This is a genomic window from Pseudomonas syringae, assembly GCF_002157375.1.
Classification (GTDB): Bacteria; Pseudomonadota; Gammaproteobacteria; order Pseudomonadales; family Pseudomonadaceae; genus Aquipseudomonas; species Aquipseudomonas syringae_T.
The window spans coordinates 136,655-160,480 of the sequence record NZ_MTSA01000012.1; the positions used below are offsets into that span (position 1 = coordinate 136,655).

At 60.2% G+C, this 23,826-nt stretch carries 29 protein-coding genes; 24 read left to right on the plus strand and 5 right to left on the minus strand.

Annotated features, from left to right (window positions below; genetic code table 11):
- Positions 1 to 41: 41 nt before the first annotated feature.
- Together BW686_RS16655 and BW686_RS16660 are read right to left on the minus strand one after the other, a co-directional pair.
- The gene (locus BW686_RS16655) at positions 42 to 896 is read right to left on the minus strand and encodes a phage portal protein (protein WP_256898757.1); all 855 of its coding nucleotides are present in this window, start codon (positions 894 to 896) and stop codon (positions 42 to 44) included.
- On the minus strand, positions 823 to 2,877 hold the full coding sequence (locus BW686_RS16660; RefSeq protein WP_084918669.1) for a terminase large subunit domain-containing protein: 2,055 nt from the start codon (positions 2,875 to 2,877) through the stop codon (positions 823 to 825). Before BW686_RS16660 ends, BW686_RS16655 begins: the two co-directional genes overlap by 74 nt.
- Positions 2,878 to 3,038: 161 nt before the next feature.
- Here BW686_RS16660 and BW686_RS16665 point away from each other — a divergent pair, with 161 nt between their 5' ends.
- The 24 genes from BW686_RS16665 (at position 3,039) to BW686_RS26170 (ending at position 21,185) form a co-directional block, all read left to right on the plus strand.
- Entirely contained in the window at positions 3,039 to 3,971 is a 933-nt protein-coding gene (locus BW686_RS16665) for a GPO family capsid scaffolding protein (RefSeq protein WP_024662767.1), read from the plus strand.
- 1 nt (position 3,972) lies between these two features.
- On the plus strand, positions 3,973 to 4,995 hold the full coding sequence (locus BW686_RS16670; protein ID WP_084918670.1) for a phage major capsid protein, P2 family: 1,023 nt from the start codon (positions 3,973 to 3,975) through the stop codon (positions 4,993 to 4,995).
- Positions 4,992 to 5,714 (plus strand): phage terminase small subunit, encoded by a 723-nt coding sequence (gene gpM, locus BW686_RS16675; RefSeq protein ID WP_084918671.1) that lies wholly within the window; start codon positions 4,992 to 4,994, stop codon positions 5,712 to 5,714. Before BW686_RS16670 ends, gpM begins: the two co-directional genes overlap by 4 nt.
- Positions 5,715 to 5,812: 98 nt before the next feature.
- Positions 5,813 to 6,274, plus strand: coding sequence for a head completion/stabilization protein (locus tag BW686_RS16680; protein WP_004415361.1), 462 nt, complete (start codon positions 5,813 to 5,815; stop codon positions 6,272 to 6,274).
- The gene (locus BW686_RS16685) at positions 6,271 to 6,714 is read left to right on the plus strand and encodes a phage tail protein (RefSeq protein ID WP_024642300.1); all 444 of its coding nucleotides are present in this window, start codon (positions 6,271 to 6,273) and stop codon (positions 6,712 to 6,714) included. The genes BW686_RS16680 and BW686_RS16685 overlap by 4 nt, the downstream gene beginning before the upstream one ends.
- The gene (locus tag BW686_RS16690; RefSeq protein ID WP_032655889.1) at positions 6,704 to 7,372 is read left to right on the plus strand and encodes a phage virion morphogenesis protein; all 669 of its coding nucleotides are present in this window, start codon (positions 6,704 to 6,706) and stop codon (positions 7,370 to 7,372) included. Before BW686_RS16685 ends, BW686_RS16690 begins: the two co-directional genes overlap by 11 nt.
- A gap of 14 nt (positions 7,373 to 7,386) precedes the next feature.
- Complete coding sequence (locus BW686_RS16695; protein WP_084918672.1) at positions 7,387 to 8,499, plus strand: DUF2586 domain-containing protein; 1,113 nt, start codon at positions 7,387 to 7,389, stop codon at positions 8,497 to 8,499.
- Between the two features lie 3 nt (positions 8,500 to 8,502).
- Positions 8,503 to 8,955: a phage protein gene (locus BW686_RS16700; protein WP_044294796.1), complete on the plus strand. Its 453-nt coding sequence runs from the start codon at positions 8,503 to 8,505 to the stop codon at positions 8,953 to 8,955.
- Entirely contained in the window at positions 8,955 to 9,164 is a 210-nt protein-coding gene (locus tag BW686_RS16705) for a TraR/DksA family transcriptional regulator (RefSeq protein WP_084918673.1), read from the plus strand. Before BW686_RS16700 ends, BW686_RS16705 begins: the two co-directional genes overlap by 1 nt.
- Positions 9,164 to 9,370, plus strand: coding sequence for a hypothetical protein (locus BW686_RS16710; RefSeq protein ID WP_054077533.1), 207 nt, complete (start codon positions 9,164 to 9,166; stop codon positions 9,368 to 9,370). The genes BW686_RS16705 and BW686_RS16710 overlap by 1 nt, the downstream gene beginning before the upstream one ends.
- On the plus strand, positions 9,367 to 9,894 hold the full coding sequence (locus BW686_RS16715) for a lysozyme (RefSeq protein WP_084918674.1): 528 nt from the start codon (positions 9,367 to 9,369) through the stop codon (positions 9,892 to 9,894). The genes BW686_RS16710 and BW686_RS16715 overlap by 4 nt, the downstream gene beginning before the upstream one ends.
- Positions 9,891 to 10,370, plus strand: coding sequence for a lysis system i-spanin subunit Rz (locus tag BW686_RS16720; RefSeq protein WP_084918675.1), 480 nt, complete (start codon positions 9,891 to 9,893; stop codon positions 10,368 to 10,370). The genes BW686_RS16715 and BW686_RS16720 overlap by 4 nt, the downstream gene beginning before the upstream one ends.
- Before the next feature lie 33 nt (positions 10,371 to 10,403).
- On the plus strand, positions 10,404 to 10,694 hold the full coding sequence (locus BW686_RS16725; RefSeq protein WP_003342295.1) for a putative phage tail assembly chaperone: 291 nt from the start codon (positions 10,404 to 10,406) through the stop codon (positions 10,692 to 10,694).
- A gap of 20 nt (positions 10,695 to 10,714) precedes the next feature.
- Positions 10,715 to 10,858: a DUF6890 family protein gene (locus tag BW686_RS27545; protein ID WP_003342293.1), complete on the plus strand. Its 144-nt coding sequence runs from the start codon at positions 10,715 to 10,717 to the stop codon at positions 10,856 to 10,858.
- 5 nt (positions 10,859 to 10,863) lie between these two features.
- The gene (locus BW686_RS16730; RefSeq protein ID WP_084918676.1) at positions 10,864 to 13,233 is read left to right on the plus strand and encodes a phage tail tape measure protein; all 2,370 of its coding nucleotides are present in this window, start codon (positions 10,864 to 10,866) and stop codon (positions 13,231 to 13,233) included.
- Entirely contained in the window at positions 13,233 to 13,550 is a 318-nt protein-coding gene (locus tag BW686_RS16735; RefSeq protein ID WP_024642340.1) for a DUF2590 family protein, read from the plus strand. Before BW686_RS16730 ends, BW686_RS16735 begins: the two co-directional genes overlap by 1 nt.
- Positions 13,547 to 14,716 carry a baseplate J/gp47 family protein gene (locus BW686_RS16740; RefSeq protein ID WP_084918677.1) on the plus strand — a complete coding sequence of 390 codons (1,170 nt, stop codon included), beginning with the start codon at positions 13,547 to 13,549 and terminating at the stop codon, positions 14,714 to 14,716. The genes BW686_RS16735 and BW686_RS16740 overlap by 4 nt, the downstream gene beginning before the upstream one ends.
- Positions 14,713 to 15,237, plus strand: coding sequence for a phage tail protein (locus tag BW686_RS16745; RefSeq protein WP_084918678.1), 525 nt, complete (start codon positions 14,713 to 14,715; stop codon positions 15,235 to 15,237). Before BW686_RS16740 ends, BW686_RS16745 begins: the two co-directional genes overlap by 4 nt.
- An 8-nt stretch (positions 15,238 to 15,245) precedes the next feature.
- Complete coding sequence (locus BW686_RS16750; protein WP_084918679.1) at positions 15,246 to 17,588, plus strand: phage tail protein; 2,343 nt, start codon at positions 15,246 to 15,248, stop codon at positions 17,586 to 17,588.
- The gene (locus BW686_RS26875) at positions 17,585 to 18,085 is read left to right on the plus strand and encodes a hypothetical protein (protein WP_044422702.1); all 501 of its coding nucleotides are present in this window, start codon (positions 17,585 to 17,587) and stop codon (positions 18,083 to 18,085) included. The genes BW686_RS16750 and BW686_RS26875 overlap by 4 nt, the downstream gene beginning before the upstream one ends.
- Positions 18,075 to 19,007 carry a hypothetical protein gene (locus BW686_RS16760; protein WP_084918680.1) on the plus strand — a complete coding sequence of 311 codons (933 nt, stop codon included), beginning with the start codon at positions 18,075 to 18,077 and terminating at the stop codon, positions 19,005 to 19,007. The genes BW686_RS26875 and BW686_RS16760 overlap by 11 nt, the downstream gene beginning before the upstream one ends.
- On the plus strand, positions 19,004 to 19,534 hold the full coding sequence (locus tag BW686_RS16765; protein ID WP_084918681.1) for a baseplate complex protein: 531 nt from the start codon (positions 19,004 to 19,006) through the stop codon (positions 19,532 to 19,534). The genes BW686_RS16760 and BW686_RS16765 overlap by 4 nt, the downstream gene beginning before the upstream one ends.
- Entirely contained in the window at positions 19,531 to 20,241 is a 711-nt protein-coding gene (locus BW686_RS16770) for a hypothetical protein (RefSeq protein ID WP_084918682.1), read from the plus strand. The genes BW686_RS16765 and BW686_RS16770 overlap by 4 nt, the downstream gene beginning before the upstream one ends.
- Positions 20,214 to 21,185, plus strand: coding sequence for a hypothetical protein (locus BW686_RS26170; RefSeq protein ID WP_102048020.1), 972 nt, complete (start codon positions 20,214 to 20,216; stop codon positions 21,183 to 21,185). Before BW686_RS16770 ends, BW686_RS26170 begins: the two co-directional genes overlap by 28 nt.
- 6 nt (positions 21,186 to 21,191) lie before the next feature.
- Here the strand turns inward: BW686_RS26170 and BW686_RS16780 are convergent, their stop codons facing one another.
- The 3 genes from BW686_RS16780 to BW686_RS16790 all read right to left on the minus strand — a co-directional run bounded on the left by BW686_RS16780 (position 21,192) and on the right by BW686_RS16790 (position 23,578).
- Positions 21,192 to 22,010 (minus strand): 2OG-Fe(II) oxygenase, encoded by an 819-nt coding sequence (locus BW686_RS16780; RefSeq protein ID WP_024641880.1) that lies wholly within the window; start codon positions 22,008 to 22,010, stop codon positions 21,192 to 21,194.
- A gap of 1,023 nt (positions 22,011 to 23,033) precedes the next feature.
- Positions 23,034 to 23,330: a hypothetical protein gene (locus BW686_RS16785; RefSeq protein ID WP_024641881.1), complete on the minus strand. Its 297-nt coding sequence runs from the start codon at positions 23,328 to 23,330 to the stop codon at positions 23,034 to 23,036.
- Positions 23,330 to 23,578 carry a hypothetical protein gene (locus BW686_RS16790; RefSeq protein WP_024641882.1) on the minus strand — a complete coding sequence of 83 codons (249 nt, stop codon included), beginning with the start codon at positions 23,576 to 23,578 and terminating at the stop codon, positions 23,330 to 23,332. The genes BW686_RS16785 and BW686_RS16790 overlap by 1 nt, the downstream gene beginning before the upstream one ends.
- Positions 23,579 to 23,826: the final 248 nt, after the last annotated feature.

Sequence of the window (23,826 nt, forward strand, 5' to 3'; positions counted from 1 at the left end):
TTTGCCATGTTTTTGATTTGCTTACTCGATTTGTTGTTCATTTATACAGTGGTTTCCGCTGACGCCGGGACCGCTTTCCAGGCAAATCGCCTGTCTTCCCGCAGCGTCTCATTGGCCTGGTCAAACAGCTGACAGATCGGCCTGATCTCGTTGCTGGTGTAAACGCGATCGATCTTCTCGATGTCACCGAATCCGCCACTGTTCTCCGGGATGATTCCGGCCAGCGCCGGGTTCATGCGCCAGGCCGCGATCACGTCATTGCGCGTGATGTTCTTCACCTTCTCCAGTTCGTCCTTGGCCTGGAAGTCACCCACCGGGATGATCTGAATGGCCTTCTCGGAACCGCCTGGAATGTTGACGAACATCGATCGGAAGTTGCCCACGCCTTTGCTGGCCGTGATCTGGGCACGCAACTCCTCTTCGTCCTCCTCGGTCAGGTTCGGGTCGTTGGTGTAGAAGATGTATCCCGCGTGCGCGCCGTTGCTGTAGTAGCGCCGGCGAAACAGCGTCGCGGCTTCGTTGAGCAGCAGCGCCTGCAGACCGCCCAGGTACTCAGGCACGCCATAAATGTTCTGCTCTACGTCGTAGTTGAGGACGTGCTCGATCTCGTCGGCGTCGAACTCGGTTTCCTTACCGTTCTGTTCCAACTGGACGAACCCACCGTCGACCTTCACCCGCATGTTGATGGCAGGCAGGTGTCGCAGCTCCAGGATCTGGCCGAGCATATTGGGTACCCGGTAGAAGTACGCTTCGCCAAACACCATGAAGTCCAGCGCAGCCCGACTCATATCGGCCACTGACAGGCCGGCTGAAGGGATGAACTCACGCAGCAGCAGATTGCGTTTGAACCCTGGTATCGCGCCGTGGTGTGCGTTGGCCTTGAGCAGCTTGGCCAGCCCCCTGCGTGAGACTGGCGGCGTGAAGATACGACCGTCGTCGCTGGCGAACACGCCGAGGTACTGCGCGATGTTGTCGGTCAGCACGGATTCCGGCGCACCGAATGTGAATGCACGCATGGGCCGTTGCGCCGGTTTTTCCTGCTGCAGGGTTTTGGGTTTTGCCATGGGAAGTTGATCCAGTGAGTGCGTAGCGACTGCGCCGCTTTTTGTCCGTGTTGAGGGGTTCGTACTGCAGGGCGTGCATGACCGCCCAGGCCACGTCCGCGTGACCGGTCGCGTCGGTTCGCGACGCGCTGTAGGTCACCTGGCCGCTGGCGGTTGTGCCGCGCTTGATTGTCAGGAAGGCCTGGGCGATATCGTTCCAGCCGGCGTCCCATTCGATGCGGCTGCCCTGGATGGTGTCCTGCGCCTTGAGTACCAATAGGTTCTTGGTTTCCAGGCTGTAGTGGATCGAGGTCGCACGCGGGTAGAAGTCGCGCACCAGGTCGAAGACGCCGTAGCCGATGCCGGTCGTGTCGATCCCGATGTGCTGAACGTTGAAGCGCTCGGTCAGCTTCTTGACCTGCTCGGCCTGGTACTTGAATGACTGACCACGCCAGCTGTGCTTCTCCAGGATCCGGAACTTGCCGCCATTCTCCAGCGGCGGTGCGATGACCACGCACGTCGCGTCGTCGCGTGTCCGGCTCGGGTCGTAACCGATCCAGACCGGGCTGTTGCCATACGGGCGCGGATCGTCCGGGTCGAAGTCGGCCCACAAAGACAGGTCCGAATAGCAGCGTTCCAGATCTGCCAGGGAAAACGCGCTCTGGCTGCTGTCGATGAATTTGCACATGAACAGCTGCTGGAACTTGTCGTCGTCGTACTCCAGCTGCAGCTGCTCGAGGTCGAACAGATCGCAGCCGCCGGCGATGGCGTCCAGGATGGTGATCACCTTGCGCCACTGACCGTCCGGACACAGCGCGCCGGCAGAGATCTGCTTATCGCTCGGCCATGGCTCCTTGGCGTTCTTGCGCTTGCTGTTGCGGAACTTCTCGCCTTGCCAAAACGGATAGGCCTGGTGCGACACGGCGCTGGGCGTGGAGAAATAGGTTTTGCGCCACTTCTTGTGGGTCGCCATGGCGCTGGCCACGGTGTTCAGTTTCTCGAAGTCGCGGATCCAGAAATATTCATCAACGTACACATGGCCATGGTGACCCTGGGCAGTGCTGCTGTTAGTACTGAGAAAGCGCAGCTCTGCCCAGGGCTTGCCGTCCTTGCTGAGTACGATCGGGTTGCCGGTCAGCTCCAGGCCAAACCACGCCTGGGCAAAGGCGATGATGTAGCTGCGGAAAATCTCGGACTGGGCGCGGCTGGCCGACAGGAACACCTGGTTATCGCCGGTCAGCACCGCGTCCATGAAGGCTTCGCCGGCGAAGTAGTAGGTCAGGCCCACTTGGCGGCTTTTGAGGATGTTCCGGATCCTGGCGGTCAGCGGGTTCTGTTTCGCGGCGAACAGCTCTTTCTGGTAGCCGTACATTTTGCTGATGAACTTGTCGAGAAAGTCCACTTCGCGTAGCTCGCTGACGTCGTTCTTGACCTTCTTTTCCCGCTTCTTGCCGTCGCGCTTGCCACGCTCCCGACGCTCACCGCGTTGATCATCGCGGCGATGGCCATCGTCGCCCTGGTCATCACGAACCGGCGTAACCACCGGCTTTACACACTGCTTAACCAAGCGTTCGCGAACGGTCGTCAACCGGTCCAGTTCGTCCAGCTCGCCCTTGGTCAGCGAGTCGGCTTTCTCCAGAAGCAAGGTGATACGCCGGCTGACGGCGGTCAGCGGTTCTTCATCCGTCAGCATGTCTTCCCAGCCACCAACGCGGATCCAGTGGTACACGATCCGGATGTTGGGCAGGTTCAACTGCGCCTGAATTTCCTTGGCCTTGTGACGGCGTAGAAACAGGCGTTTGGCGGCTTCTTTGACTTCGGTTGAGTAGTACATGGGCCGCAGTCTATGCGGCGAAAACGCGGAAAACGTGCAGTTAAAATCCGTGTTTCTCCTATAAATCAAATATAGGAGAAGCGCGAAAGTAAACCGTTTGTTGGAGGCGTTGCGGCTCCCTATCTTGGGGCCTCAACTTACCGATGAGCGCAGTTCTTCCCATGCCCCGTTCCCTTGTCAGCTTCTGGAAACGCGTCGCCACCAGCGGTCCTACCGTAGATGGTCGCGTCATCACGCCCCAGGAACTGCGCGACATCGCCGAGACGTACAGCACTACTACTTACACGGCCACCATCTGGTCCGAACATGACCGCTGGCCAGGCTCCTACGGCACCGTGTTTGCCGTGCGCCTGATCGAGGACGTCGAGGGGCTGGCCCCCGGCCAAGTCGCGCTGGAAGCGCAGTTGAAGCCCAACCAAAAGCTGCTGTGGCTCAACGACCAAGGCGAAAAGCTCTTCACCAGCATCGAGATCATGCCCGACTTCGCTGGCACCGGCAGGGCGTACCTGACCGGCCTGGCTGTCACCGACGAGCCGGCGAGCCTGGGCACTCAAGAACTCTACTTCTCCCGCAACCCCGGCAACCCCGGAAAGCGCGTGCATTACGCGGCTGCCGTCCCGCTGGGTTCGATTGGTGAAGACGAACCGCAAGGCGAGGTGGCCAAGCTGTTCAGCATGTTCGCCGGCCTGTTCAAGCGCTTTGGCATTGAAGAGGTGCCAGCCGAAACCACTCCGCAAACCCCTACCGAGAGCAAACCCCCAATGGATGAAGCTACAGCCAAAGCGCTGCAGGCCTTGATCGAACAGCAACTGATCGTCACTGCCGGCATTCAGGCGCTGATTGACAGTTTCGCAGAGGCACCGCCGGCACCCGACCAGGCCCCAATCGACGACGTACAGACGGCGGTCGATGACATCGTGGCCACCGCCGAAGACGAAAAGCAATTGAGCCGCAAGGGCTCGTCCAACGCCGCAGTGCTGGCCGGCATGAACAAGCTGCAGGCGCAATTCAGCGCGTTGCTGGACAAGCCGGAAGGCCGCCACCTTTCACGCACCACTGGTGCCGCTGACCCTAAACCGAAGCGGGTACTCTGACATGGCCCAGTCACTGAGCGCATACGGCGCGAAGATGTTCGCGGCCCTGCAGGTTTCCCTGGCTGAGTCTTACGGCGTCGAGCTGGCCAGCAAGACGTTCAGCGTCGAGCCCACGATTGCCCAGGAACTCAACGAGGCGATCACCCACAAGTCCGATTTCCTGCAGCGCATCAACGTCATCGGCGTGACCGAGATCAAGGGTCAAAAGGTGTTCCTGGGCGTGTCGGGTCCTGTGACCGGTCGTACCAACACCAAGACCACCGATCGTGAAGCCAAGGATGCTTCGGCGCTGGATGACAGCAGCTATGAGCTGTTTTCCACCGAATCCGACGTCAGCCTGCCTTACGCCAAGATCGACGCCTGGGCCAAGTTTCCGGACTTCCAGCAGCGCTACTCTGCCGCTGTGCAGAAGCAGATCGCACTCGACCGTCTGATGATCGGCTTCCACGGCCTCAAAGCGGCTGCGCAGACCAATCTCACTGAATTCCCGATGCTGCAGGACGTGAACAAGGGCTGGTTGCAGATCGCTCGCGAGCAGATCCCGGAGCAGGTTCTCAAGGAAGGCAAGGTCGCTGGAAAGGTGACGCTGGGCGAAGGCGGCGACTATGCCAACCTCGACGCCCTGGTGCATGACACCAAACAGATGGTCGACGAGCGCGTTCGTGATGGCGGCGACCTGATCGCAATCATCGGCAGTGACCTGCTGGCCGCTGACAAAGCCAAGCTTTATGCCAAGCAAGGCGACCTGCCAACGGAGAAAGAACGCATCGAAGACGCTCAGGTTATCGCGACCTACGGCGGTCTACCGAGCTTCAGCGTGCCGTTCTTCCCGGTCAACACCGTGGTGGTCACCAGCTTCGACAATCTGTCGATCTACTTCCAGGACTCCAGCTGGCGCAAGCAGACCGTTGATAACCCGAAGCGCTCCCGCGTCGAGGATTACAACAGCCGTAACGAAGGCTATGTGATCGAGCAGCTGGAAAAGTTCGCCATGACTGAAAACGTCGAATTGGTGAAAGCATGAGCCTGGCACTGGCGCACAAACGCCGCTTGATCGCAGAAGGCCCAGCGGCTGCGGTCGCCGGTGCGCAGATGGCTTATTCGGCTGACACCGCGCTGTCCAGTCCTGCCAATGCACGCAAGCATTTGAAGCTGATGGAAGACGCCTTGGCGGTTGATTTGGAGCGCATCAGCGCGATCAACAGCCGCGAGCAGCGCCAGTTGCTCAAGCGTGACGAGCTGCTGCCCAAGTACCTGGATTACGTACAGCGGTACCGCGATTCGGAATTGAATTTCCAGAACTCGGTGCTGGTGTACGTCCTGATCTGGCTGTTCGACACCGAGCAGTTCACCCAGGGCCTGGAGCTGGCCGACTTCGCTATGTCCCAGGGCCAGGCAATGCCTGAGCGCTTCAACCGTGACATTCCGACCTTTGTTGCAGACGAGGTGATCGACTGGGCTGAGGCTGAGTTCAAGGCCAGGCGCAGCCCTGAACCTTACGTCTCCAACTTGCTGCCCCGCGTGGATGGCGAATGGCAGCTGTATGAGCGCATTCCGGCTCGTTACCACAAGTTGCTGGGGATGGTCGCGCTGCATCGCAAGGACTGGCCTGTCGCTATTCACCACTTCGAACGAGCCGAACAGCTTTACGAAAGCATCGGCGTAGGGACACGCCTGTCTGACTGCCGCAAGGCGCTGGCCAAGGCGCAAGCCAAAGAAAACGCCGGCAACGGCACCGAATAACCGACTACCCCCCCGGCGAGAAACTGTGGATGTGAGCCAACCATTTATGGCCCTGACCCACTGAAGCAGTTTTCCCGCCCCTATTTGAGCGGCCAGCAATGAGCTTTTCCGGGAAACCCACCACCTTTGTGGAACAAGCGATCGAGAACGACGGCTTCTGGCCTGATCTCTCTGTGACCGAGTTTCAGAAGGGTTACCGCCTGCCGGCGGAGTACCTGGTAGAGATGCTGGCCGCCGATCTGAACATGGCCATGGTCGAGGTCAATACCGACCTGGCCAAGTTAAAAGCGCGCTGGCAGGGCGCTGGCGTGTCCAACGTTGAATCCGCAGACACCACCGTCCTGCCAGAGCGCACCTTTCAAGCGGCGACCTATAAGCGCGCCGTCTACAGCCGCGCCAAAGCCAGCCTGCTGACTCAGTTCGCCACGGTCAATCGCCGCGAAAGCGCCGAAAACGTGGGCAAGGAATTGCCAGAGCGGTCCGAAACCTTCCTCGCTTTCAGCCAGGCTGCTGTGCGGTCGCTGCAGGGCCGTGGCCGCATCACGGCGGCGCTGCTGTGATCAAGCTCAAGGCGTTGACCGCCTACCTGCTCGAGCGCCAATTGGTCGCCCCTGAGCAGCTCGACAGCTGGACCGACCAGGTGCAGGTGGAGCTGATCTGGAAACCTGACACCCAAGGCATGCACATGGGTGACATGAATTACGGCGCGACCATCTCGATCGAGCGGTTCGCGGATCACCCTGCGCGCCTGTTTGCCTTGGTAGGCAGCTGGCTGGAAACCCACGACCAGGACCGAGACGGTCTGCCGAACGTGGTGTTCGATGTGGTCATGCTCGACAACGACCTGGCCGACGTCGACATCAAGCTGCAGTTCACCGAGGCGCAGTACCTGGCCGAGGATCCTGCCGGCGAGATCGAGGCGTTCGGCAATACCTGGTCGTTCGTGCCGTTCGAACTGTGGGTGGCTGAGAGCGGCGAGGTGACCGGTCATGGCCTTTGATCTGGACATTCGCGGCATGCTCGAAGCCCAAGACCTGCTGGCTTTGATGGAGCTTCCGACGCCCAAGCGCAGACGTCTGTTGAACAACGTGGCCAAGCGCGTGCGCAGTCTGAGTCGGCAGCGGATCCGCAACCAGCAGAACCTGAATGGAACCCCGTTTGCTGCCCGCAAGGACACGTCCAAGGGCAAGAAGAAGATGGAAACCGGCCTGGGCAAGCTGCTCGATGTCACTCGCCTGACCGGTACTGAAGCCGAACTGGGCTGGCGCAACACGCTGACCCGCTGGGTTGCCTCGCAGCAGCACAACGGCGTGTCCGAACGGCGCACCGCCGCGCAGATGCGCCAGTGGAACAAGGTTCCGCCGGGCACCGCCGCTACCGAAAAGCAGGCCAAGACCCTGCGCCGTCTGGGTTTCAAGACCCGTCAGGAAGGCAAAAAGACGCTGACTCGCCCATCCGTGGCGTGGATCCAGCAACACCTGAACTACGCCAGAGCGGGATTGCTGATCCGCGTCCTGGACGACGAACGAGCCGAATCCACCGGTGCGCAAAGCTGGAACATCCAGCTGCCTGCGCGTCAGTTCCTCGGTGCCAGCGACAGCGAAACCAGCCAACTGGTGAACCTGGTGCTGCAACAAATCCTTAATTCACCCCGCTAACGAGGCACCGCTTTATGGCACTCGGCAAAGTCAGCGTTAACAATCTCAACCTCGGCCAGGGTGCCGTGAGCGAGATCGAACGCTATTTCCTGTTTATCGGTCCCGCTGCCAAGAACGTCGGCAAGCTGGTCCCGTTGGACACCCAAAGTGATCTGGACGTCCAGCTGGGCGTTGCGGACAGCGACCTGAAAACCCAGATCCTGGCGGCGCGCAGCAACGGCGGCGATCGCTGGGCCTGCATCGCCGCTCCGATCGCAGGCGAAACCACCTGGCAACAGGCGCTTGAGAGCGCGACCCGCAGTTATTCCTTCGAAGCGGTGGTGATCGTCAACCCGGTAACCACTCAGGCCGAGCTGTCAGCGATGCACGTTGCAGCCAACGACCTGAGCAACAAGCTGGGCCGCCGTGTCTTCGTGATAGCCGCCACTGCCGGCATTGCTCCGCAGTTGAGCTGGAGCGCTTACGTTGTCGAGCAGAAAGCCATCGTCGACGGCCTGGCTGCGCCTCGGGTTCTGCCGGTACCGCAGCTGCACGGCAATAACCTGGGCGTGCTGGCCGGTCGACTGGCCAATGCCGCAGTGAGCATTGCCGACACGCCGATGCGCGTGGCTACCGGCGCGGTCCTGGGCCTGGGCGCTGAACCCAAAGACATGGACGGCATCCCGCTGAGCACCGCGGTGCTTTCGCAGCTCGACGCAGCGCGTCTTTCTGTGCCGCAGACGTACCCGGACTATCCGGGCACCTATTGGGGCGACGGCAACATGCTGGACACCCCTGGCAGTGACTTCCAGGTGATCGAGAACCTGCGTGTCGTCGACAAGGCAGCCCGCCGCGTGCGCGCTCTGCTGATCCGCTACGTAGGCGATCGGACCCTGAACAGCTCGGCTAACAGCATGGCGACCACTACTTCCAAGCTGATGGCCCCCCTGCGCGCGATGGCCAAGTCCACCAAATTCGCCGGCCAGGTGTTTCCAGGCGAGATCGAGCAGCCCAAGGACGGCGACATCGTGCTGACCTGGACGAGCAAAACCTCTGTCGTGGCCTACCTCAAGCTGCGCCCCCTCAACTGCCCGAAAGACCTGACCGCGAACATCGCGCTGGACCTTTCCGTTACGGATTCGGAGTAACCCATGGCCGCAAAAATTGGCGGTAAGAACTTCGACGTGAACCTGGGCGATCTGCTCGTTCACGTCGAGGCCGGCACCATCGACATCACGGATAACAGCACCGTGGCCCAGACCAAGGGCGTGCCCAACGGGCACGTCGACGGCGATGTCGCTGCAGCCGGCGAACTGGAGCTGGACACCACCAACTTCAATCTGCTCATCGAGCAGGCCAAGACTGCCGGCAGTTTCCGCGAGCTGGAGCCGTTCGACATCGTGTTCTTCGCCAAGGCCGGCGAAGAGGAACTGCGCATCGAGGCGTTCGGCTGCAAGGTTCGCGTGTCCAGCCTGCTGAGCATCGATCCCAAAGGCGGCGCGAAGAACACCCACAAGGTGCCGTTCGACGTCACCAGTGCGGACTTCATCAAGATCAACGGCGTGCCGTACCTGGCTGCTGCTGAGATCGAGGGCCTGACGTAATGGTCTGCCCGTTCGATCGTGCGCAGGCTCTGGAGCAGCGTCAACGCGACCAGGCCATTGCGGCCCAGTTGGCCAAGCCGCGAGCGAGCGGGCCGAGCCTCACCCATTGCCAGGACTGCGGCAAGGAGATCCCACCGGCGCGCCAGGCGTTAGGCGGCATGACCCGCTGCGTGCCTTGCCAAACCCTGACCGAAAAAGGACTTCGCTGATGAGCACAAATCAAGTTGCTCAGGACACAGCCATTGCCCTGGTAAAGGCATCGCCCGCCATTGGCGTTGCCGCCACGGGCGCAACCGGTGCCGTCGACTGGTCGACAGTGGCCTACATGCTGACCGCGTTCTACATGGTGCTGCAGATCCTGCTGCTGATCCCCAAGTACCGCCAGATGCTGCGTGAGTGGGAGACCAAGGTATGAGCCTGCGGGTCAAGATCACCGCCGGCATCCTGCTGCTCTGCAGCGGCACGTTGACCGCCTTCCTGGGCACCTGGGAAGGCAACGGCCAGAACGTGGTGTATGCCGACAAGCTGGCCAGTGGTTTGCCCACGGTCTGCAAGGGCATCACCAAGCACACCAGCCCGGATCCAGTGGTGGTCGGTGAATATTGGTCGGATGCGCGCTGCGCCGAGGTGGAAGGCCTGGTCATCGCCAAGGGGCAGTTGAGCCTGGCCGACTGCCTGACCAACCAGGCGATCGGGCAGAACACGTTCGACGCCTTGAGCAGCCATGGCCACAACTTCGGCGTGCCGACGACGTGCGCGAGCCGTGCGGTGGGCCTGATCAATGCTGGCCGCATTGCCGAGGGCTGCAAAGCGTTGGCCTGGGCTTCCGACGGCACGACGCCGGTGTGGGCCTATGTGACCGGTGCCGATGGCCGTAAGACCTTCGTTCGTGGCCTGCACAACCGCCGGCTGGCTGAAATGAGGCTGTGCCTGCAATGACCATCAGCCCGCTGCGCCTTGCCCTGTTTTTGCTGGTGGTCGGTCTGCTGGCCTGGTGCGCTTTTGAGTACCAGGGCAACCAGCTCGTCGCTGCCCGCGCTGAGCTGGTCGACGCCACTGCAGAACTGCACACCGCGCGAGAGGCGACGCGTCTGGCCGGCGAACAGCTCGCAGCGCGGGACCAGCTCGATACCCACCACACCGAGGAACTGAATCGTGCCCGCGCTCAAATCAACACTCTGCAGCTTGCTGTTGCTGATGGCAGTTACCGGCTGCGCATCAAAGCTTTCTGCCCCGCAATGCCCGGTACCGCCGGCACCACCGGCCTGGCTGATGCAGGCAGCGCCGAACTCGCAACAGACGCTCGATCGGATTATTTCACCCTCAGAGACGAGCTTGCCCTCAGCCGGCAAATGATCCTCGGCCTGCAGGACTACATCCGCCAGGTCGTGCAACGCACGCCGGCACAACCCTGACCCTTTGCAACTCAACCTTACGGAAACACCGACATGAGCGAAGTAAACCGCAGCATCACCCTGGAACGTGGCGACAAGGAATTCACGTTCAACCTGACACCGCAGGTGATCACCAAGTACTTCAACGCCACGACCCAGGCCAACAAGGTCGCGCCGGCCCACAACCTGCTGATGGGCACCGTCAAGGACGAAGACAAGGCCGCACTGAAGGCGTTGCTGGAAAACCCGATCACCACCATGACTCTGGCCGGTGCGTTGCTTGAAGAGTATTCGCCGGACGTTGAAGTGATCGTAAAAAAGCCCTCGAACATGCCGAAGGCCTGACCCAGGACGGGCTGGGCCAGTTGCTGGCCCTGACCCAACGTTGGCTACCTGGTGCTGAGCCCACCATTGAAAGCATGGGCACCGCCAAGTGGCTTGAAGACGAACACTGGAGGCGCATGGAAATTGCCGTCGCCAACGGCATTTCCACTGCCTTTAACGGATAACCCTGATGGCTGACCGTTCCGCCCGCCTGGCTTTCATCCTGAAACTGACCGACAAGGTCAGTGCCCCGTTGGGCAAGGTGAAAACCAGCTTTAGTGACCTTGCCGCCAAGAGCCAGCAGAACATCATTCAGATGGGTGCAGGCCTGGCCGGCATGGTAGGGGCGGGCAAGGCCATCACCGAATCGCTTGAACCAGCGCTGGAAGTGAACCGGGCGCTGGGTGACATGCGCGCCCTGGGCACAACCGAAGACGCGCTGGCCTCCTTGAACCGGACTGCCCTCGAATTCTCGATCACCTACGCCACCGGCGCCGCCGAGTTCGTGGCGTCGTCACGCGTCATCGATGGCGCGATCAAGGGCCTGGTCGGCGGCCAGCTGGCCACCATCACCAGTGCCAGCAACCTGTTGGCCAAGGTCACCAAGTCCGACGCCGAAACCACTGGCGCGTACCTGGGCACCATGTACAACCTGTTCAAGTCCCAGGCAGACAAGATGGGCCGGGTGGAATGGGCGCAGCAGCTGACCGGCCAGACCGCGCTGGCGGTGAAGCTGTTCCGCACCGATGGTGCCCAGTTGAAAGACGCCTTCAAGGAAGTAGGGGCGATCGCCACCCAGGCCGGTGTCAGCTTTGCCGAACAAATGGCGGTGGTCGGTACGCTGTCCAGCACCATGGAAGGCGGCGACGCGGGCGGGCGCTACAAGGCGTTTTTCGAAAACCTCAGCGCGGCTGCCGAGAAAACTGGCCTGAGCTTCACGGACGCCGCCGGCAATGCACTGCCCATGCTGCAGATCATGGACAAGCTGCAGGGCAAGTACGGCGACCTGACCAGCGCGGCTGCCGGCACCAAGCTGATGGAAGTGTTCGGCGGTGAAGGTGCCCAGGTGATCGGCGCGCTGGCCAAGGACACCGATCGCCTGCGCAACGGCATTGCCGAACTGGGCAAGGTCCGGGGCCTGGAGAACGCCGAGAAGATGGCCAAGGCCATGGTCGACCCCTGGGAGCAGTTTGGCAAAGCCGTCGAAGCGTTGCGCATCGCCTTCGGCCAGTCCCTGATTCCGACGCTGACCCCGCTGATGGATCGCCTGGTGGGCATTGCCAAGACCTTGACCCGCTGGACGCAGCTGTTCCCGAACATCACCCGCATCATCGGTATCACCACACTGGTGGTCTTTGGCTTCATCGCCGCGATGTCGCTGCTGACCCTGGTAGTCGGGGTCAGCAAAATGGTCTGGCTGGGCATGCTCACCGTGTGGAAGCTGCTCACCTGGCAGGGCTTCAAATCGATCGCCATGTTCCTGTTCCACACGGTCATGGTTGCGGCTTTCGTGGTCGGCCTGATCGGGCTGTACACCTGGATGGCGATCGTGCGCGTCGGCATGTTGCTGTGGCAGGGCGCGATCTGGCTGGTCAACGCCGCCATGCTGGCCAACCCGGTGCTGCTGATCGTGGCCGGCATTGTCCTGTTGGTCGCTGCCGTGGTTGCGGCGGTCGTGTACTGGGACGATCTGTGCGCCGCACTGATGAACACCACCGCGTTCCAGTGGATCAGCGATCAGATGGCCAAGCTGTCCAGCTGGTTCGACTCGATGGGTGGCTGGTCGGGTATCGCGAAAAAGGCCTGGGACAGCATCCTGTCCACGGTCAAGGGCGCAATCAATGGCCTGATCGAGATGGCCAACAAGATTCCCGGCGTCAACATCGAAACCACGTTTGGCGATCTGCCCGAGCCGCCGAAGGTGCCCGATCTGCCTGGTCAGGTGGGCGCACCTGTACCGGGTCCACAACTGCCGGCAGTGGTGACCACACCGCCGGCGGGCACCACACCGGGGGCCAAAGTCGCCTCGGCTGCACAAACTCCGGCTACCCAGACGCCTAAGCCGCTGGCCCTGGTGCCGGCTGCCGTCGCCCAGTCTGCGCGTGCGCAGGTTCCAGCGCCTGTAGTTCAGGTCCAACCGGCGCAGCCCATCAGACTGCCGCAACCCAACGTGCTGCCCTTCAAGCCGCTGCAGATGCCTGCCCCGCAGATCAAGCAAGCCGAGCCGATCATGCTGCCGCCAGCGTCGGCTGACCTGGCGTTTTCTATGCCGGCCAAAACGGCGCTGCCAGAGCGCGTCGAGAAGGTCATCGAGCTGCCCGCCAAATCGGACAAGGGTATCGAGGCCCGCAAGGCGATCAACGCCAATACGTCGATCAGTCCCACCAAACCGCAGGCCGTCCCGAAAGGAGGACTGATGCAAAGCTTCCAGAACCAGAGCAACGCCATGAACCCCAACCAGCGCCCCGGCACCCACGTCGAGACAGTGAACATCAATACCTCCAGGCAGATGACCCCGCTGGAGCTGGAAAACATGATGGCCATGGCGGTGGGCGGCTGATGAGTGAATACGTTGATCTGTTGATCATGAACAACGACCTGGTACTCGATCCGGCCCGCCAGCCTCTGCTGGTGGATGACCGCGCCTCGATCGCCCAGGACATTGCGCACCTGATCCGCGAAAGCGGCCTGCTGATCACCCTGGTGGCCGAGCGCGACCGGTTGCGTCAGCGTGACTGCATTCAGCAGATGGAGCTGCTCGTCGAGGATGACGACCGCCTGGTACCAGGCACTGCGCAGATCGAGCAGACCCAGCCGGGTGTGTACCTGGTGACCGCCACGACCGTGAAGTTCGGCCAGGTGGAGATCACCCTATGACCGTCGACTTCAAAAAGGCGCTGGGTGACTCCGGCATTCCGACCACTGAGGCGCAGCTCAAACAGGCCTGGGAAAAGCTGGCCGTTGAGCAGGGCAGCACGCTGACCAACACCAGCGCGTACAGCCCGTTCTGGCGGATCATCACGGCGCTGGTCACCAAGCCGGTGCTGTGGTTGCTGGAGTTCGTCAGCGGCACGGTGCTGCCGAATTTCTTCGTCAAGACTGCCGGCGCGCAGTGGCTGGACATGCTGGCCTGGGCGGTGAACATCGAGCGCAAGGCCGCGACGGTGGCCGTTGGTGAACTGCTCTTTACCCGCGCCAATACCGGTGGCGAGCTGGAAGTGCCGATCGGCACTGTCGTTCAGTCACCGACCCTCAATGGTCATATCTATCAGTTGGTGACCACCGAACCGCGCAGCTTTGAAGAGGGCCAGAGTCAGCTGGTGGTACCGGTTAAGGCCGTGGGAGCCGGCAGCGGCTACAACCTGGCACCTGGTTATTACGCCGTGCTGTCTCAGTCGGTACCGGGCGTTGTCCAGGTTGTGAACAATACCGACTGGCTGCAGACGCCTGGCGCGGATTCCGAGCATGACGACCAGTTGCGCCTGCGCGTGCGCAACCAGTTTTCGGCGGTCAACCAATGGCACACCGACGCGGTGTATCGGGCGATCATCACCGGGTTTCCTGGGGTTGCCGCTGACGGCGTGTACTTTGAACACGGCGCACCGCGTGGACCAGGCAGCGCCAATGCCTTCGTGCTGTTCGACGCCGGCGTGCCCGCCGATACTTTCCTTGAGCAGATCAACACGCATATCCGCGACGGCGGCAACCATGGCCACGGCGACGATCTGCTGGCCATGTCCATGCCTGAAACCCTGCACGCGATCAGCGTCAACGTCTGGCCGGTGGCCAACCTCACCGTGTTGCAGCTGCAGACGCTGCAGGCCGAGATCGGGTTGTTCATCCGCGCTGCGTTCCGCGAGAGCACCCAGAGTGACTACGCGCCGACTCGCACATTTCCCCAGTCGCGTTTCAGTTTCAGCCGCCTGACCGAAGAGCTGCACGTCCAGTTTCCGGATATCAGTTCGTTGCGGTTCGCCAACAGCGACATCGTCTCGGCCTTGGACATCCCGCGCATCAGCACCCTGGCGGTGGTCCTGCAATGATCAAGCTCAAGCTGCCGTTCTGGCTCGAAGGGCTGGAGCTGACCAAGCTGGTGGCCACCGCCCAGCGTTGGTGGGAACAGGCCACCGAATGGCTGCGCTGGCCGTACCTGCAGTTCGACGCGGACACCTGCCACCTGTCGATTCTGGAGCTGTGGGCTTGGCAGCGTGACGTCACGCGGTTTCCCGCCGAACCGGAAAGCCTGTTCCGGTTGCGGGTCAAGTACGCCTTTATCAACTCCGTGGACGCCGGCAGCACTGCCGGTTTGAAACGCATCCTGGAGCGCCTCGGCGTGGGTTATGTCGAGATCCAGGAACGCCTGCCCGAGCGCGACTGGGACGTCGTGTTGCTCACCCTGAGCGATTCCCAACTGTCCGAGAACCCCGACCTGTTGCGTGTGCTGATCCGTCAGTACGGACGCACCTGCCGCCGGTATGACTTCGTAACCATCACCCCGGTGCGGCTTGCCGTTGCCCTGGTGGATTTCAATGACGATCAGCAAACGCTGGTCGCCAGCCTTTAGGAGCCCTCATGGCTGCAAGTATCACCCTCGCCGGCGAAAAACTGATCGCCCAGAAACAAGCGGCCAACCTGCCGCTGACCGTGGCCCGCTTCGTGCTGGCCAACGTGCCCGGCCTGAATGTGAGCGGCCCGGTCAATCGCGCCGGCGTGAAGCCGCCAGCGGCCCAGATCGTCTACACCGCAAACATCACCCAGCAGGGTTACGTGAACCCTAACCAGGTGGTTTACAGCCTGCTGATGGGCACCGATATCGGTGACTTCGACTGGAACTGGATCGGCATGGAGACCAGCGACGACGTGCTGCTGTCGGTCGCTTACGTGCCTGTGCAACAGAAGCGCAAGAACATCCTGCCCGACCAGATCGGCAACAACGTCACGCGCAACTTCCTGTTGGTGTTCGACGGTGCCCAGCAGCTGACTGGCATCAAGATCGACGCCAGTACCTGGCAGTTCGATTACACCGCGCGAATGAAAGGCATCGATGAGCGTGAGCGCATCAGCAACCGGGACATGTTCGGGCGCGCATGCTTTTTCGGCGCAGGCCTGCAGCTGCAGAAGGTGGGCAATGCCTACCAGCTCAATCCGGGCGTGGCTTATGTCGAAGGCGTTCGTCTGCAGCTCGATGCTGTGTTGCCTGTGACCGTGCCGGCAGTGCCGACCAAAGCGTGGCTGGATGTGGTGCTGCAGCGCGAGCTGAGCGACGTCGTGGCCTCGTTCAAAGTGGTGTTCGGCCAGGAAGCGAAGGTCGACTACACCGACAGCGCCTCGGCCAGGCACTACCTGGTGCCGTTGGCCGACATCACCGGCACCAGCAGCCTGGTCGACCTGCGTCCGATCGAGGCGATCGACAGCGAGCTGGTGAGGCACTTCGCGGCGCGGGTTGGTGACTATCCAGATCTGCGCGCCCGTGCCACGACCAAGGAAGACGTCGGGCTGAGCAATGTGCCGAACGCGATCAGCGATGATCCTGCCAACAGCAGCAGCGCTGTGCTGGCGACCACCAGGATGGTCAATGCCGTGCGCACGGCGATCTTCCAGGCCATTGCTGCGATCGTTGATGGCTCGACCTCCGTCGGCAGGGCAGTGCGCCTGGTTACGCCGCGAGCCTTTCGATTCAACGGTGCAGCCAGCGGCATCGGGACCTATGACGGCGCGAGTGATACCAATATCACCCTGACGCTGGCTGATAGCGGCGTGCCGGCAGGCACGTACACAAAAGTAGCCGTCAACCTGAAAGGCCTGGTCACCAGCGGCAGTAACCCGACAACGCTTGCTGGCTACGGCATCACCGATGCGTACAGCAAGGATGACGCGAACAAAAGTTTCGTGAAGCAAGGCGGTGGGCCTGACCAGAAGGGCAATCAGATCAACATCGGCTGGACCGGCGCGATGCTGAAAGTGAGCGTTGACGGCACCGACATGGGCAGGATCTGGACGGAAACGTCATTCAACCCCAATGACAAGGCCAACAAGGCTAATACGCTGGCCGGCTACGGTATCTCCGATGCCTACACCACCACTCAGGTCAACGACCTGGTGGGCAGACGGGTACTGGCCGACTCCATTGTTCACGCCGGTTTTGCCAGCAACAACACCGACTATCCGTACTTCCGTCGCATCTCTGATGACAAGGTCTACTACCTACAGCCGCAGATTGGCTACACGCCCTTGCAGCAGGGTGGCGGTGCAGGCCAGAAGACCAACAAGGTGTTTATCGGTTGGTCAGACGTCGGTCTGAAATTGACGGTAGACGCCACAGATATGGGCCGAATCTGGACTGAGCAGTCGTTCAACCCCAACGATAAAGCTAACAAGGCCAATTCCATCGCCGGCTACGGCATCACTGACTGTTACACCGCTGCTCAGGTCAACACGCTGGTAGCCGCAAGGGTCGCCGCCGACTCAATTTCCACAGCGGGTTTTGCCAGTGACAACCCGGATTATCCGTATTTTCGACGTGCCTCGAACGGGGCCGTTCACTACCTGCAAAAACGCCTCGACTACACGCCCGTACAGCAGGGCGGCGGTGCAAACCAGGCAGGCAATCAGTTGCGACTGGGATGGGCAGCCAACGGAACAGGTGTTCGGGCGCAAGTGGATAACACTGACCTCGGCCTCTTGTGGGGCGAGCAAAACTTTTACCGGCCCGACAATAACAACTTCCTGGCGGTTTCTGTCACCGCGACTGAAGTGAGACTGCCCGCTGGCGGCACCTGGTGCTATTCGCTGATGCATTACTACTCGGGCGGTGCCGGGGTGATCGGTCGAAGTGGCCAGGCCGCTGGCGGGACAGTTATTTCATTCAGCGGCGGAAGCACCATTTACGGTTTCGCCTGGAGGTACGCAGCATGACAGACGTGAAACTTGAAACCCCTGAAGAGGTCCTGCCGCCGATTTTCGCGGCTCCCGAAGAGCCAGTGGCTTTGGGCGTGTCCTTCTCCGATGTGGCCACTAAAAACGATGGCTCGTTCGTGATAACCGTTGCTGGCAACCGTTGTCATGTTACCCAGGACTACAACCCGCCGCTTTACCAGGCTGTTGTCGACTATCTGGACGCCGGTGGCCACGCTACCGAGTACGCCGAGGACATCGTTGTCCAGGCCGACCCGGCGTTGCTGGCCAAGCTCTGGGTGGAGCTGCGTTTGAAAGTCTCGGACAACTTGGTATCGCAGTACCGCGATGCTCGCGATCTGGGCGGTGAACTGCCTATCACACCCGAGCAGTTCACCCAGTTGCTGACCTGGCGGCAGGCAGTGCGTGAATGGCCGCAGGTGTCTGGCTACCCAAAGGAAACCACGCAGCCGGTTACACCGGACTGGATCGAAGCGGTCGTGCTCGATGGCGAATGAATGGGCACCGATCAAACTGCAATGGCCGGTGCAGGCCACTCAGTGGATGGATCAGATGGCGGACGCTCGGGAGTTGATCCAGAGTGAAATGGTCATCACCGGCCAGCGCGTATCGACGCTGGCCGATATCGCCACCACCAGTCCTGGTCTGATCGCAGGGGCTGCGAAGTCGGCCATCAGCGCCGGACGCGATGCGTTGGTCGCACAGTTTGAAAACGTCCCGTCGTGCATTGTCGTGACGCCGTTTCAGTACGGTGTAGGGCAGGGCAGCGGTGGTCACCAGCGCTTTCTGTCTGCGCCGAACCTGCTGCAGCTGCTGGCCGACAAGCTGACCGACACCACCGACGCCGTCCGTCCGCAAGGTCAGCAAAGCGCCCTGGTACTGATATTCCTCGCCACGCGTCTGGACCAGCTCGCGGCGACGCTGGGCCGGTTCAACGTGGTGTTGCCTATGCCTGACCTGGTGCGCGCCGAGCGCCGTGCCGAACACCTGGCCAAGCTGGAGGTGGAAAAGTGGGTCATGCCGATCGCCGGGCAAATGCCGCTCTGGAGCCAGTTGCCGCTGCAGCGGTGCCCGATCACCAAGCTGGCCAGCCAGTCCATGGCCGGTCAGCTGGCGATGCTTGAGGGCTATGCCGCCGACAGCTCGCCGATGGCGGACCTTGCAGATCTGCAGGCACGAAAGAAGGCGCAGGCCCAGGAGCGCGATCAGCAGCTGGCCGACCTGAAAGCTCAGTTCACCAACAGTGCCGACGACGGTTCGATACAGTCCCGGATGCTGGGACCGGGTGACTTGGGCCAGCTGCGCCGCGAACTGCTCGAGGGCGAAGCACCGGGCCATGAATGGCCGCTGTGTGCCGGCGCGCTGCTGGTGGGATCTGCAGAGAGCCTGAGCTTTGTCCAGGAACTGGTGGGCCTATGACGCTGCTACTCAACGGCGAGCAGATCATCGGCCACCGGATGAAGCTGACGGCCAACCTCAAGATCGAGGCCGACGAGCTGGGCGGTCAGACATCGGGCACCGATAAGTCACACAAGGGTTTCAAGCCCAAGACGCTGACCGTAGCCCTGACGATCCCTTACAAGTCGCTCGATAACCTGCGCACTATCATGCGCCTGGCCGAGGCGACTGCAGGCGGTGGCCAACTGCAGACCTACCGCATCGTCAATGACACGGCCAAGGCCTTTGGCATCCGGCAGGTGACGTTCTCAGATGGGGTCAGCGCCCGTGAGGACGACACACTGGCCCAATGGATAGTCCAGTTCACTCTGAGCGAGAAGCTATCCAACCCGGAGAAGGTCGAGAACCGGCGCGCCGGCAACGGCGTCACGTCCCAGTCAGCACCAGGTGATGGTGTTGCAGGCAGCGGATCGGGCACGCCCGAAGAGCTGACAGGCTTTGAAGCGGTGCTCAAGAAAGTGGACACCTACCTGGGCAGCACGCCATGAGCATGAAGCTGCACAAGGTGCTGACGATCGGCGGCGTGACTATGCCGCTTATCAACGACGATGTTCGTCTGGACCTCAAGAGTCCGGGCCGTGCCACGTTCACGATCAAGATAGGTGCCACCGTCAAAGGTTTGGTCACGTTCGATATCGGCTACAACGAAGCGGTCCTACAGCGTCATTTCATTGGCTATGTCGAGCGCTGCACTGCCACCAACGGCATCGAGCAGGTGGTGCTGTGCCGCGAGTTAGCCGCGGTGCTGGCCAACCCGTTGCCCATGAACCTGCGCCATGTAGATTTGCGCGCGGTACTGGCCGATATCGGCAGCAAGACCGGCCTGCGTTTCCGGGTTCCGGATCAGGCCTACACACGCGTCAAGACGCCGTTTTTCTACAACCTGGCCGCTGGATACCAGGCGCTGGACAGCATGGCGCGGGTGTTCGGCATCAAGGACTTTATCTGGCAGCAACAGGGCGACGGCGAGATCTACGTCGGTGCCTGGGCTGACAGTTTCTTCGGCGCTCGATCGCCGTTGCAGTTGCCGGTGAACCTTTTCGACGGTTACCAGGGCAGCCAGAGCGCAATGATCGCGGCCTTGCCAGGCCTGCGACCAGGCGTATCAATCAACCAAGGCGAGCGCATCACGAACGTGACGCTGGCCGGCACACAGATGGCCATCAAATGGACGACGCAATCAAGCGCAGCGTAGAACGACAATTCCCTGAACTCACCGGCGGCTATCACTTGCCGCGCTTCGCCAAGGTGGTGGCCGTGGCGGATGCGCCGGCCAGTGCTGGACTGTGTGACGACTTCCGTCCGCGCTTCTCGGTCGACCTGCAGGTGATGGGGCCAGATGGCGAGATAGACACGACGTTGCCGGTACTGGCCGGCGTGCCGCTGCCCATGCCGGTGGGCGGCGATGAGATGGGATTCTTTGCCTTTCCGGAGGAGGGCACCAGCGTGGTGGTGTGCTTCGCTTATGGCCTGCCGCACAAGCCCTACATTCAAACCATCCTGCCGCACGGCCTGACATTGCCGAAGGTACCCAAGGGTGACCAGGTGTGGCAGCACAGTGACGCCGTGCAGCAGCGCGTCGACGCGGACGGTAACTGGCTGCGCAAGACTGACGGCAAGATCCAGGACCAGGCGATCGAGCGCGAAGTCGACGCCATGACGAACACTGAAAGCTTCCAGAGCCACACCAGAACAGTGGATGACCATTCGACTGAGTCAGTGGGTGGGGTTAAGAAGATCGAGGCCCTGGGCGCGCTCAAGCTGCTGTCCGGCGGATCCGCGAGTCTGGCGGCAGTGGACGACCTGCACCAGGCAACCGGTCGTGACCTAAACCTGGTGGTCGGGCAGAAGCATAACGCCACAGTGGGTGGCGATATGCACGAACGGATTCAGGGTCTGCGTGAGAGCATCACCAGTAAGAGCCAGCGTTTGCAGGCTCCGAAAAACTGGGTTGGATCGGGCGGTGTGAACATCTTTCAGGTCGTGTGTGACCTGCTCGATCTGGTTCAGGACATGAACACCCAGCTCGCTGCACATACCCATGGGCCGACGCCGGTGCCTGGCAACGCGGCTGCGTTTACTGCGGATGCAACGAAGGCAGCGGTACTGTCAGTGAAGCTCAAGACAGTAACGCTCTGATACAGGCTACTGCTCTGTTTTGTTGACCAGGGTGCGACCCCTTCCTTTACCTAGGACCTTGGATACGACGTTGCGAACACCGTTATCGAGTACTCCGAGCAACCGACGTCCGGTTTCCCCTGGACGACCGCTGAAAGATGTCACATGGAAGTAGTCGTGATCGTCCGGCGAGACCTCGGAAAAATAGTAATTCGAGACGCAGCAACGGGCCGTGCTTACGGATACTGGACTGACTGAATGCCAGGAATCCTTATTCGTTTCCATCACCACCAGACGGTTGAACGTAGACACAATGGTCTTTTGGTTCTTCACCTGATGGTCCCACAGCTCAAAGTTGCCGCCATTTTCGAGTGACCAGTTCGGCGTCACGTAATACAACAGGTTGAGCCGGCGATAGAGGTTGCGGGTTCCGTCGTGGCTGTTGTCGATGTGAGGATTGAGGAAATCCCCCTCAAACATCATCGACAGCCCAGCAGCGTAAAGTGACGGGTCGGGAGTAATCCGCTCGAAGCCGACCAGTTCTGAAACCTTGGCCACCACATCCGGATGCTGAATCGCGTAGGTGATGTTGCTTAGGATCTCGGGGAAGTGACTCAGATCCGTCATCGTTTTTTTCTTCTCGCGGAACGACTTGCGATCGAAAAAACCGTCGGCTGCTTTTGGAAAAGCATCGTAGATGGCTTGGGCCATGTCATCTGTCAGAAGGTCGTCTACGAAGAAATGGCGGGTGTGGGTACCTTGCGGGCTGGACCATTGCTGTCGGATGTCGTGCTGCAGGCCGTCAAGTCTTTTGACCAGCATTGCAGCGATATTGGGGATGTCCATCGCTATTCCTTAGGGCGAAGCAAAGTTCTTCAAGTCATTCATTGTCTTGCATACAGCGACCACGTGTCCAGTTACGTATCCAGAAACGCGCCCAGAAACGCGTCCATGTGTGTCAATTAATGTGTCAACTTACGTGTCAAGTAATGCGTCCGATTATGCGTCTACGTATCCGATTACTTGTCAATTAACGTGTCAATTTACTTGTCAATTTACTTGTCATGTTACGTGTCCAGTTAAGTGTTCAGTCATCTATTTGCTTTTTAGGTTTTTCGTTTTTCTGTTGGTCGTGATAGGTCGCTGGGCAAACTGTTTACAGTGTTTACATTTTTTGGGTTTATCTAAACCGTCTGTCGGGTAAATACCTTAAATATACCTCTAATAACTCGCTGTCGTGGCTGATCAAATTTGATCAATGCCCAAGCGTTATAAGGTTTTGACCGGTGAGTAGAGGTTTTTTGGAGGACGGAAAAGGAGCAGGCCCGCGCGGTGGCGGGCCTGACAAGGTGGTTTCGGGACTGATTTCTTATGCTACGATCTTCCCGTCACCGTACAGCCATGCATCTTGAAACGTCAGAAGCTTCGAGGGTATGGCTAGCGCATCGATGCGTCAACAGCCGATTACGCATTCCTCATGCGTAATTTGATTTAACAGCTTTGAACGAGCACGCGATCGATATCATAAATATCTGCGAAAGTTCTCTGTGCGCGCGGACGGTGACGATTTCAATAGAGGGCAAAACGATGTTCCGTTGCTATCCATTCATACAGAGGCAGTCCATATGATGAAGCGTTTCTTCCACGAAGACCTGATCCGAACTCTACAAGCCCTATACTGGACACTGCGACTGTACGGAGTCATAAGGCAGCTCTGATAAATAGGGGGCAGAGGTCGCTTCTCTGCCCCCTCTGATTTATCAATTACTCAATCCGCCTCAGTTGGTCCAATGGGGTAGTGTAGCCTTGACCCATTCGTTCCCTACGTATTACCAGTTACGCATAGCATCTGTCGGCCAAGCGTCGGCCTTACTGGTATTTGCACCACCAGGACTGGGCGTAGGCACAGCCCTCGATGTATTCAATACCACTGAGTACAAACCCGTTGTGGGCCATTGTGGCCAACGTGACGTCCAGCAGCTCTGGTAGCCGCTGTTCCTCTTTTGGCATGCCTGCCTCAAGCCAAGCAATTTTTGCATGCCTGCCTAAATATTCGCAGTGAATCGATCGGACTATCACGTTCCCTTGTATCGCTTCGTAACGCTCCCTCTCTCTCGGTTCCAACGCTACGCCCTTGCGCCTCATTGGAATGACCAAGACCTGCATCAGGCTGCACTTTCTGATGCGGGGAGGTACAACTGCTCCTCAATTGCATAGGCGAGCGCTCCGTCAGCGAGTTCCAGCATGTCGCTGTACTCCTCTGCGTTCACGATTTTCGATGCATACAGAGCGCAAGCACGTTGCAGCAACAGTTTGTGATGGACTCCGGGACAAGCGAGCAACGCGGTGCTGTCCTCAAGCAGCGCGACCCATGTATCAACCTCTGTTTTTTTCTCTGTGCTCACCACTACCATGACTATTCATCCTCCGAATTTAGCTGTATGTGCGTACAGTACATTCGCGTGCTTTGGCTTCGCCACAACTCTCCGATGGAAGGACTGAGTCACAGCTGAGCCGGGCTTGTGGAAAATTGGCCTGGGAATAAAAAAACGCAAGGAAAAGCACTTATCCCCCTCCCGCCGACGGCCTTCATGTCTCTTTTTTGTGCAAAGGTGGTATGGGGTGCAATCAGTGTTTCAAGCCAAGCCATCCGCGGGCTTGC

Bases quoted from the DNA above. Each gene is read 5' to 3' on its own strand.
- BW686_RS16660 (WP_084918669.1), bottom strand. From the start codon at position 2,877: ATGTACTACTCAACCGAAGTCAAAGAAGCCGCCAAACGCCTGTTTCTA.
- BW686_RS16665 (WP_024662767.1), top strand. From the start codon at position 3,039: ATGCCCCGTTCCCTTGTCAGCTTCTGGAAACGCGTCGCCACCAGCGGT.
- BW686_RS16670 (WP_084918670.1), top strand. From the start codon at position 3,973: ATGGCCCAGTCACTGAGCGCATACGGCGCGAAGATGTTCGCGGCCCTG.
- gpM (WP_084918671.1), top strand. From the start codon at position 4,992: ATGAGCCTGGCACTGGCGCACAAACGCCGCTTGATCGCAGAAGGCCCA.
- BW686_RS16680 (WP_004415361.1), top strand. From the start codon at position 5,813: ATGAGCTTTTCCGGGAAACCCACCACCTTTGTGGAACAAGCGATCGAG.
- BW686_RS16690 (WP_032655889.1), top strand. From the start codon at position 6,704: ATGGCCTTTGATCTGGACATTCGCGGCATGCTCGAAGCCCAAGACCTG.
- BW686_RS16695 (WP_084918672.1), top strand. From the start codon at position 7,387: ATGGCACTCGGCAAAGTCAGCGTTAACAATCTCAACCTCGGCCAGGGT.
- BW686_RS16700 (WP_044294796.1), top strand. From the start codon at position 8,503: ATGGCCGCAAAAATTGGCGGTAAGAACTTCGACGTGAACCTGGGCGAT.
- BW686_RS16705 (WP_084918673.1), top strand. From the start codon at position 8,955: ATGGTCTGCCCGTTCGATCGTGCGCAGGCTCTGGAGCAGCGTCAACGC.
- BW686_RS16710 (WP_054077533.1), top strand. From the start codon at position 9,164: ATGAGCACAAATCAAGTTGCTCAGGACACAGCCATTGCCCTGGTAAAG.
- BW686_RS16715 (WP_084918674.1), top strand. From the start codon at position 9,367: ATGAGCCTGCGGGTCAAGATCACCGCCGGCATCCTGCTGCTCTGCAGC.
- BW686_RS16720 (WP_084918675.1), top strand. From the start codon at position 9,891: ATGACCATCAGCCCGCTGCGCCTTGCCCTGTTTTTGCTGGTGGTCGGT.
- BW686_RS16725 (WP_003342295.1), top strand. From the start codon at position 10,404: ATGAGCGAAGTAAACCGCAGCATCACCCTGGAACGTGGCGACAAGGAA.
- BW686_RS16730 (WP_084918676.1), top strand. From the start codon at position 10,864: ATGGCTGACCGTTCCGCCCGCCTGGCTTTCATCCTGAAACTGACCGAC.
- BW686_RS16735 (WP_024642340.1), top strand. From the start codon at position 13,233: ATGAGTGAATACGTTGATCTGTTGATCATGAACAACGACCTGGTACTC.
- BW686_RS16740 (WP_084918677.1), top strand. From the start codon at position 13,547: ATGACCGTCGACTTCAAAAAGGCGCTGGGTGACTCCGGCATTCCGACC.
- BW686_RS16745 (WP_084918678.1), top strand. From the start codon at position 14,713: ATGATCAAGCTCAAGCTGCCGTTCTGGCTCGAAGGGCTGGAGCTGACC.
- BW686_RS16750 (WP_084918679.1), top strand. From the start codon at position 15,246: ATGGCTGCAAGTATCACCCTCGCCGGCGAAAAACTGATCGCCCAGAAA.
- BW686_RS26875 (WP_044422702.1), top strand. From the start codon at position 17,585: ATGACAGACGTGAAACTTGAAACCCCTGAAGAGGTCCTGCCGCCGATT.
- BW686_RS16760 (WP_084918680.1), top strand. From the start codon at position 18,075: ATGGCGAATGAATGGGCACCGATCAAACTGCAATGGCCGGTGCAGGCC.
- BW686_RS16765 (WP_084918681.1), top strand. From the start codon at position 19,004: ATGACGCTGCTACTCAACGGCGAGCAGATCATCGGCCACCGGATGAAG.
- BW686_RS16770 (WP_084918682.1), top strand. From the start codon at position 19,531: ATGAGCATGAAGCTGCACAAGGTGCTGACGATCGGCGGCGTGACTATG.
- BW686_RS26170 (WP_102048020.1), top strand. From the start codon at position 20,214: ATGGACGACGCAATCAAGCGCAGCGTAGAACGACAATTCCCTGAACTC.
- BW686_RS16780 (WP_024641880.1), bottom strand. From the start codon at position 22,010: ATGGACATCCCCAATATCGCTGCAATGCTGGTCAAAAGACTTGACGGC.
- BW686_RS16785 (WP_024641881.1), bottom strand. From the start codon at position 23,330: ATGCAGGTCTTGGTCATTCCAATGAGGCGCAAGGGCGTAGCGTTGGAA.
- BW686_RS16790 (WP_024641882.1), bottom strand. From the start codon at position 23,578: ATGGTAGTGGTGAGCACAGAGAAAAAAACAGAGGTTGATACATGGGTC.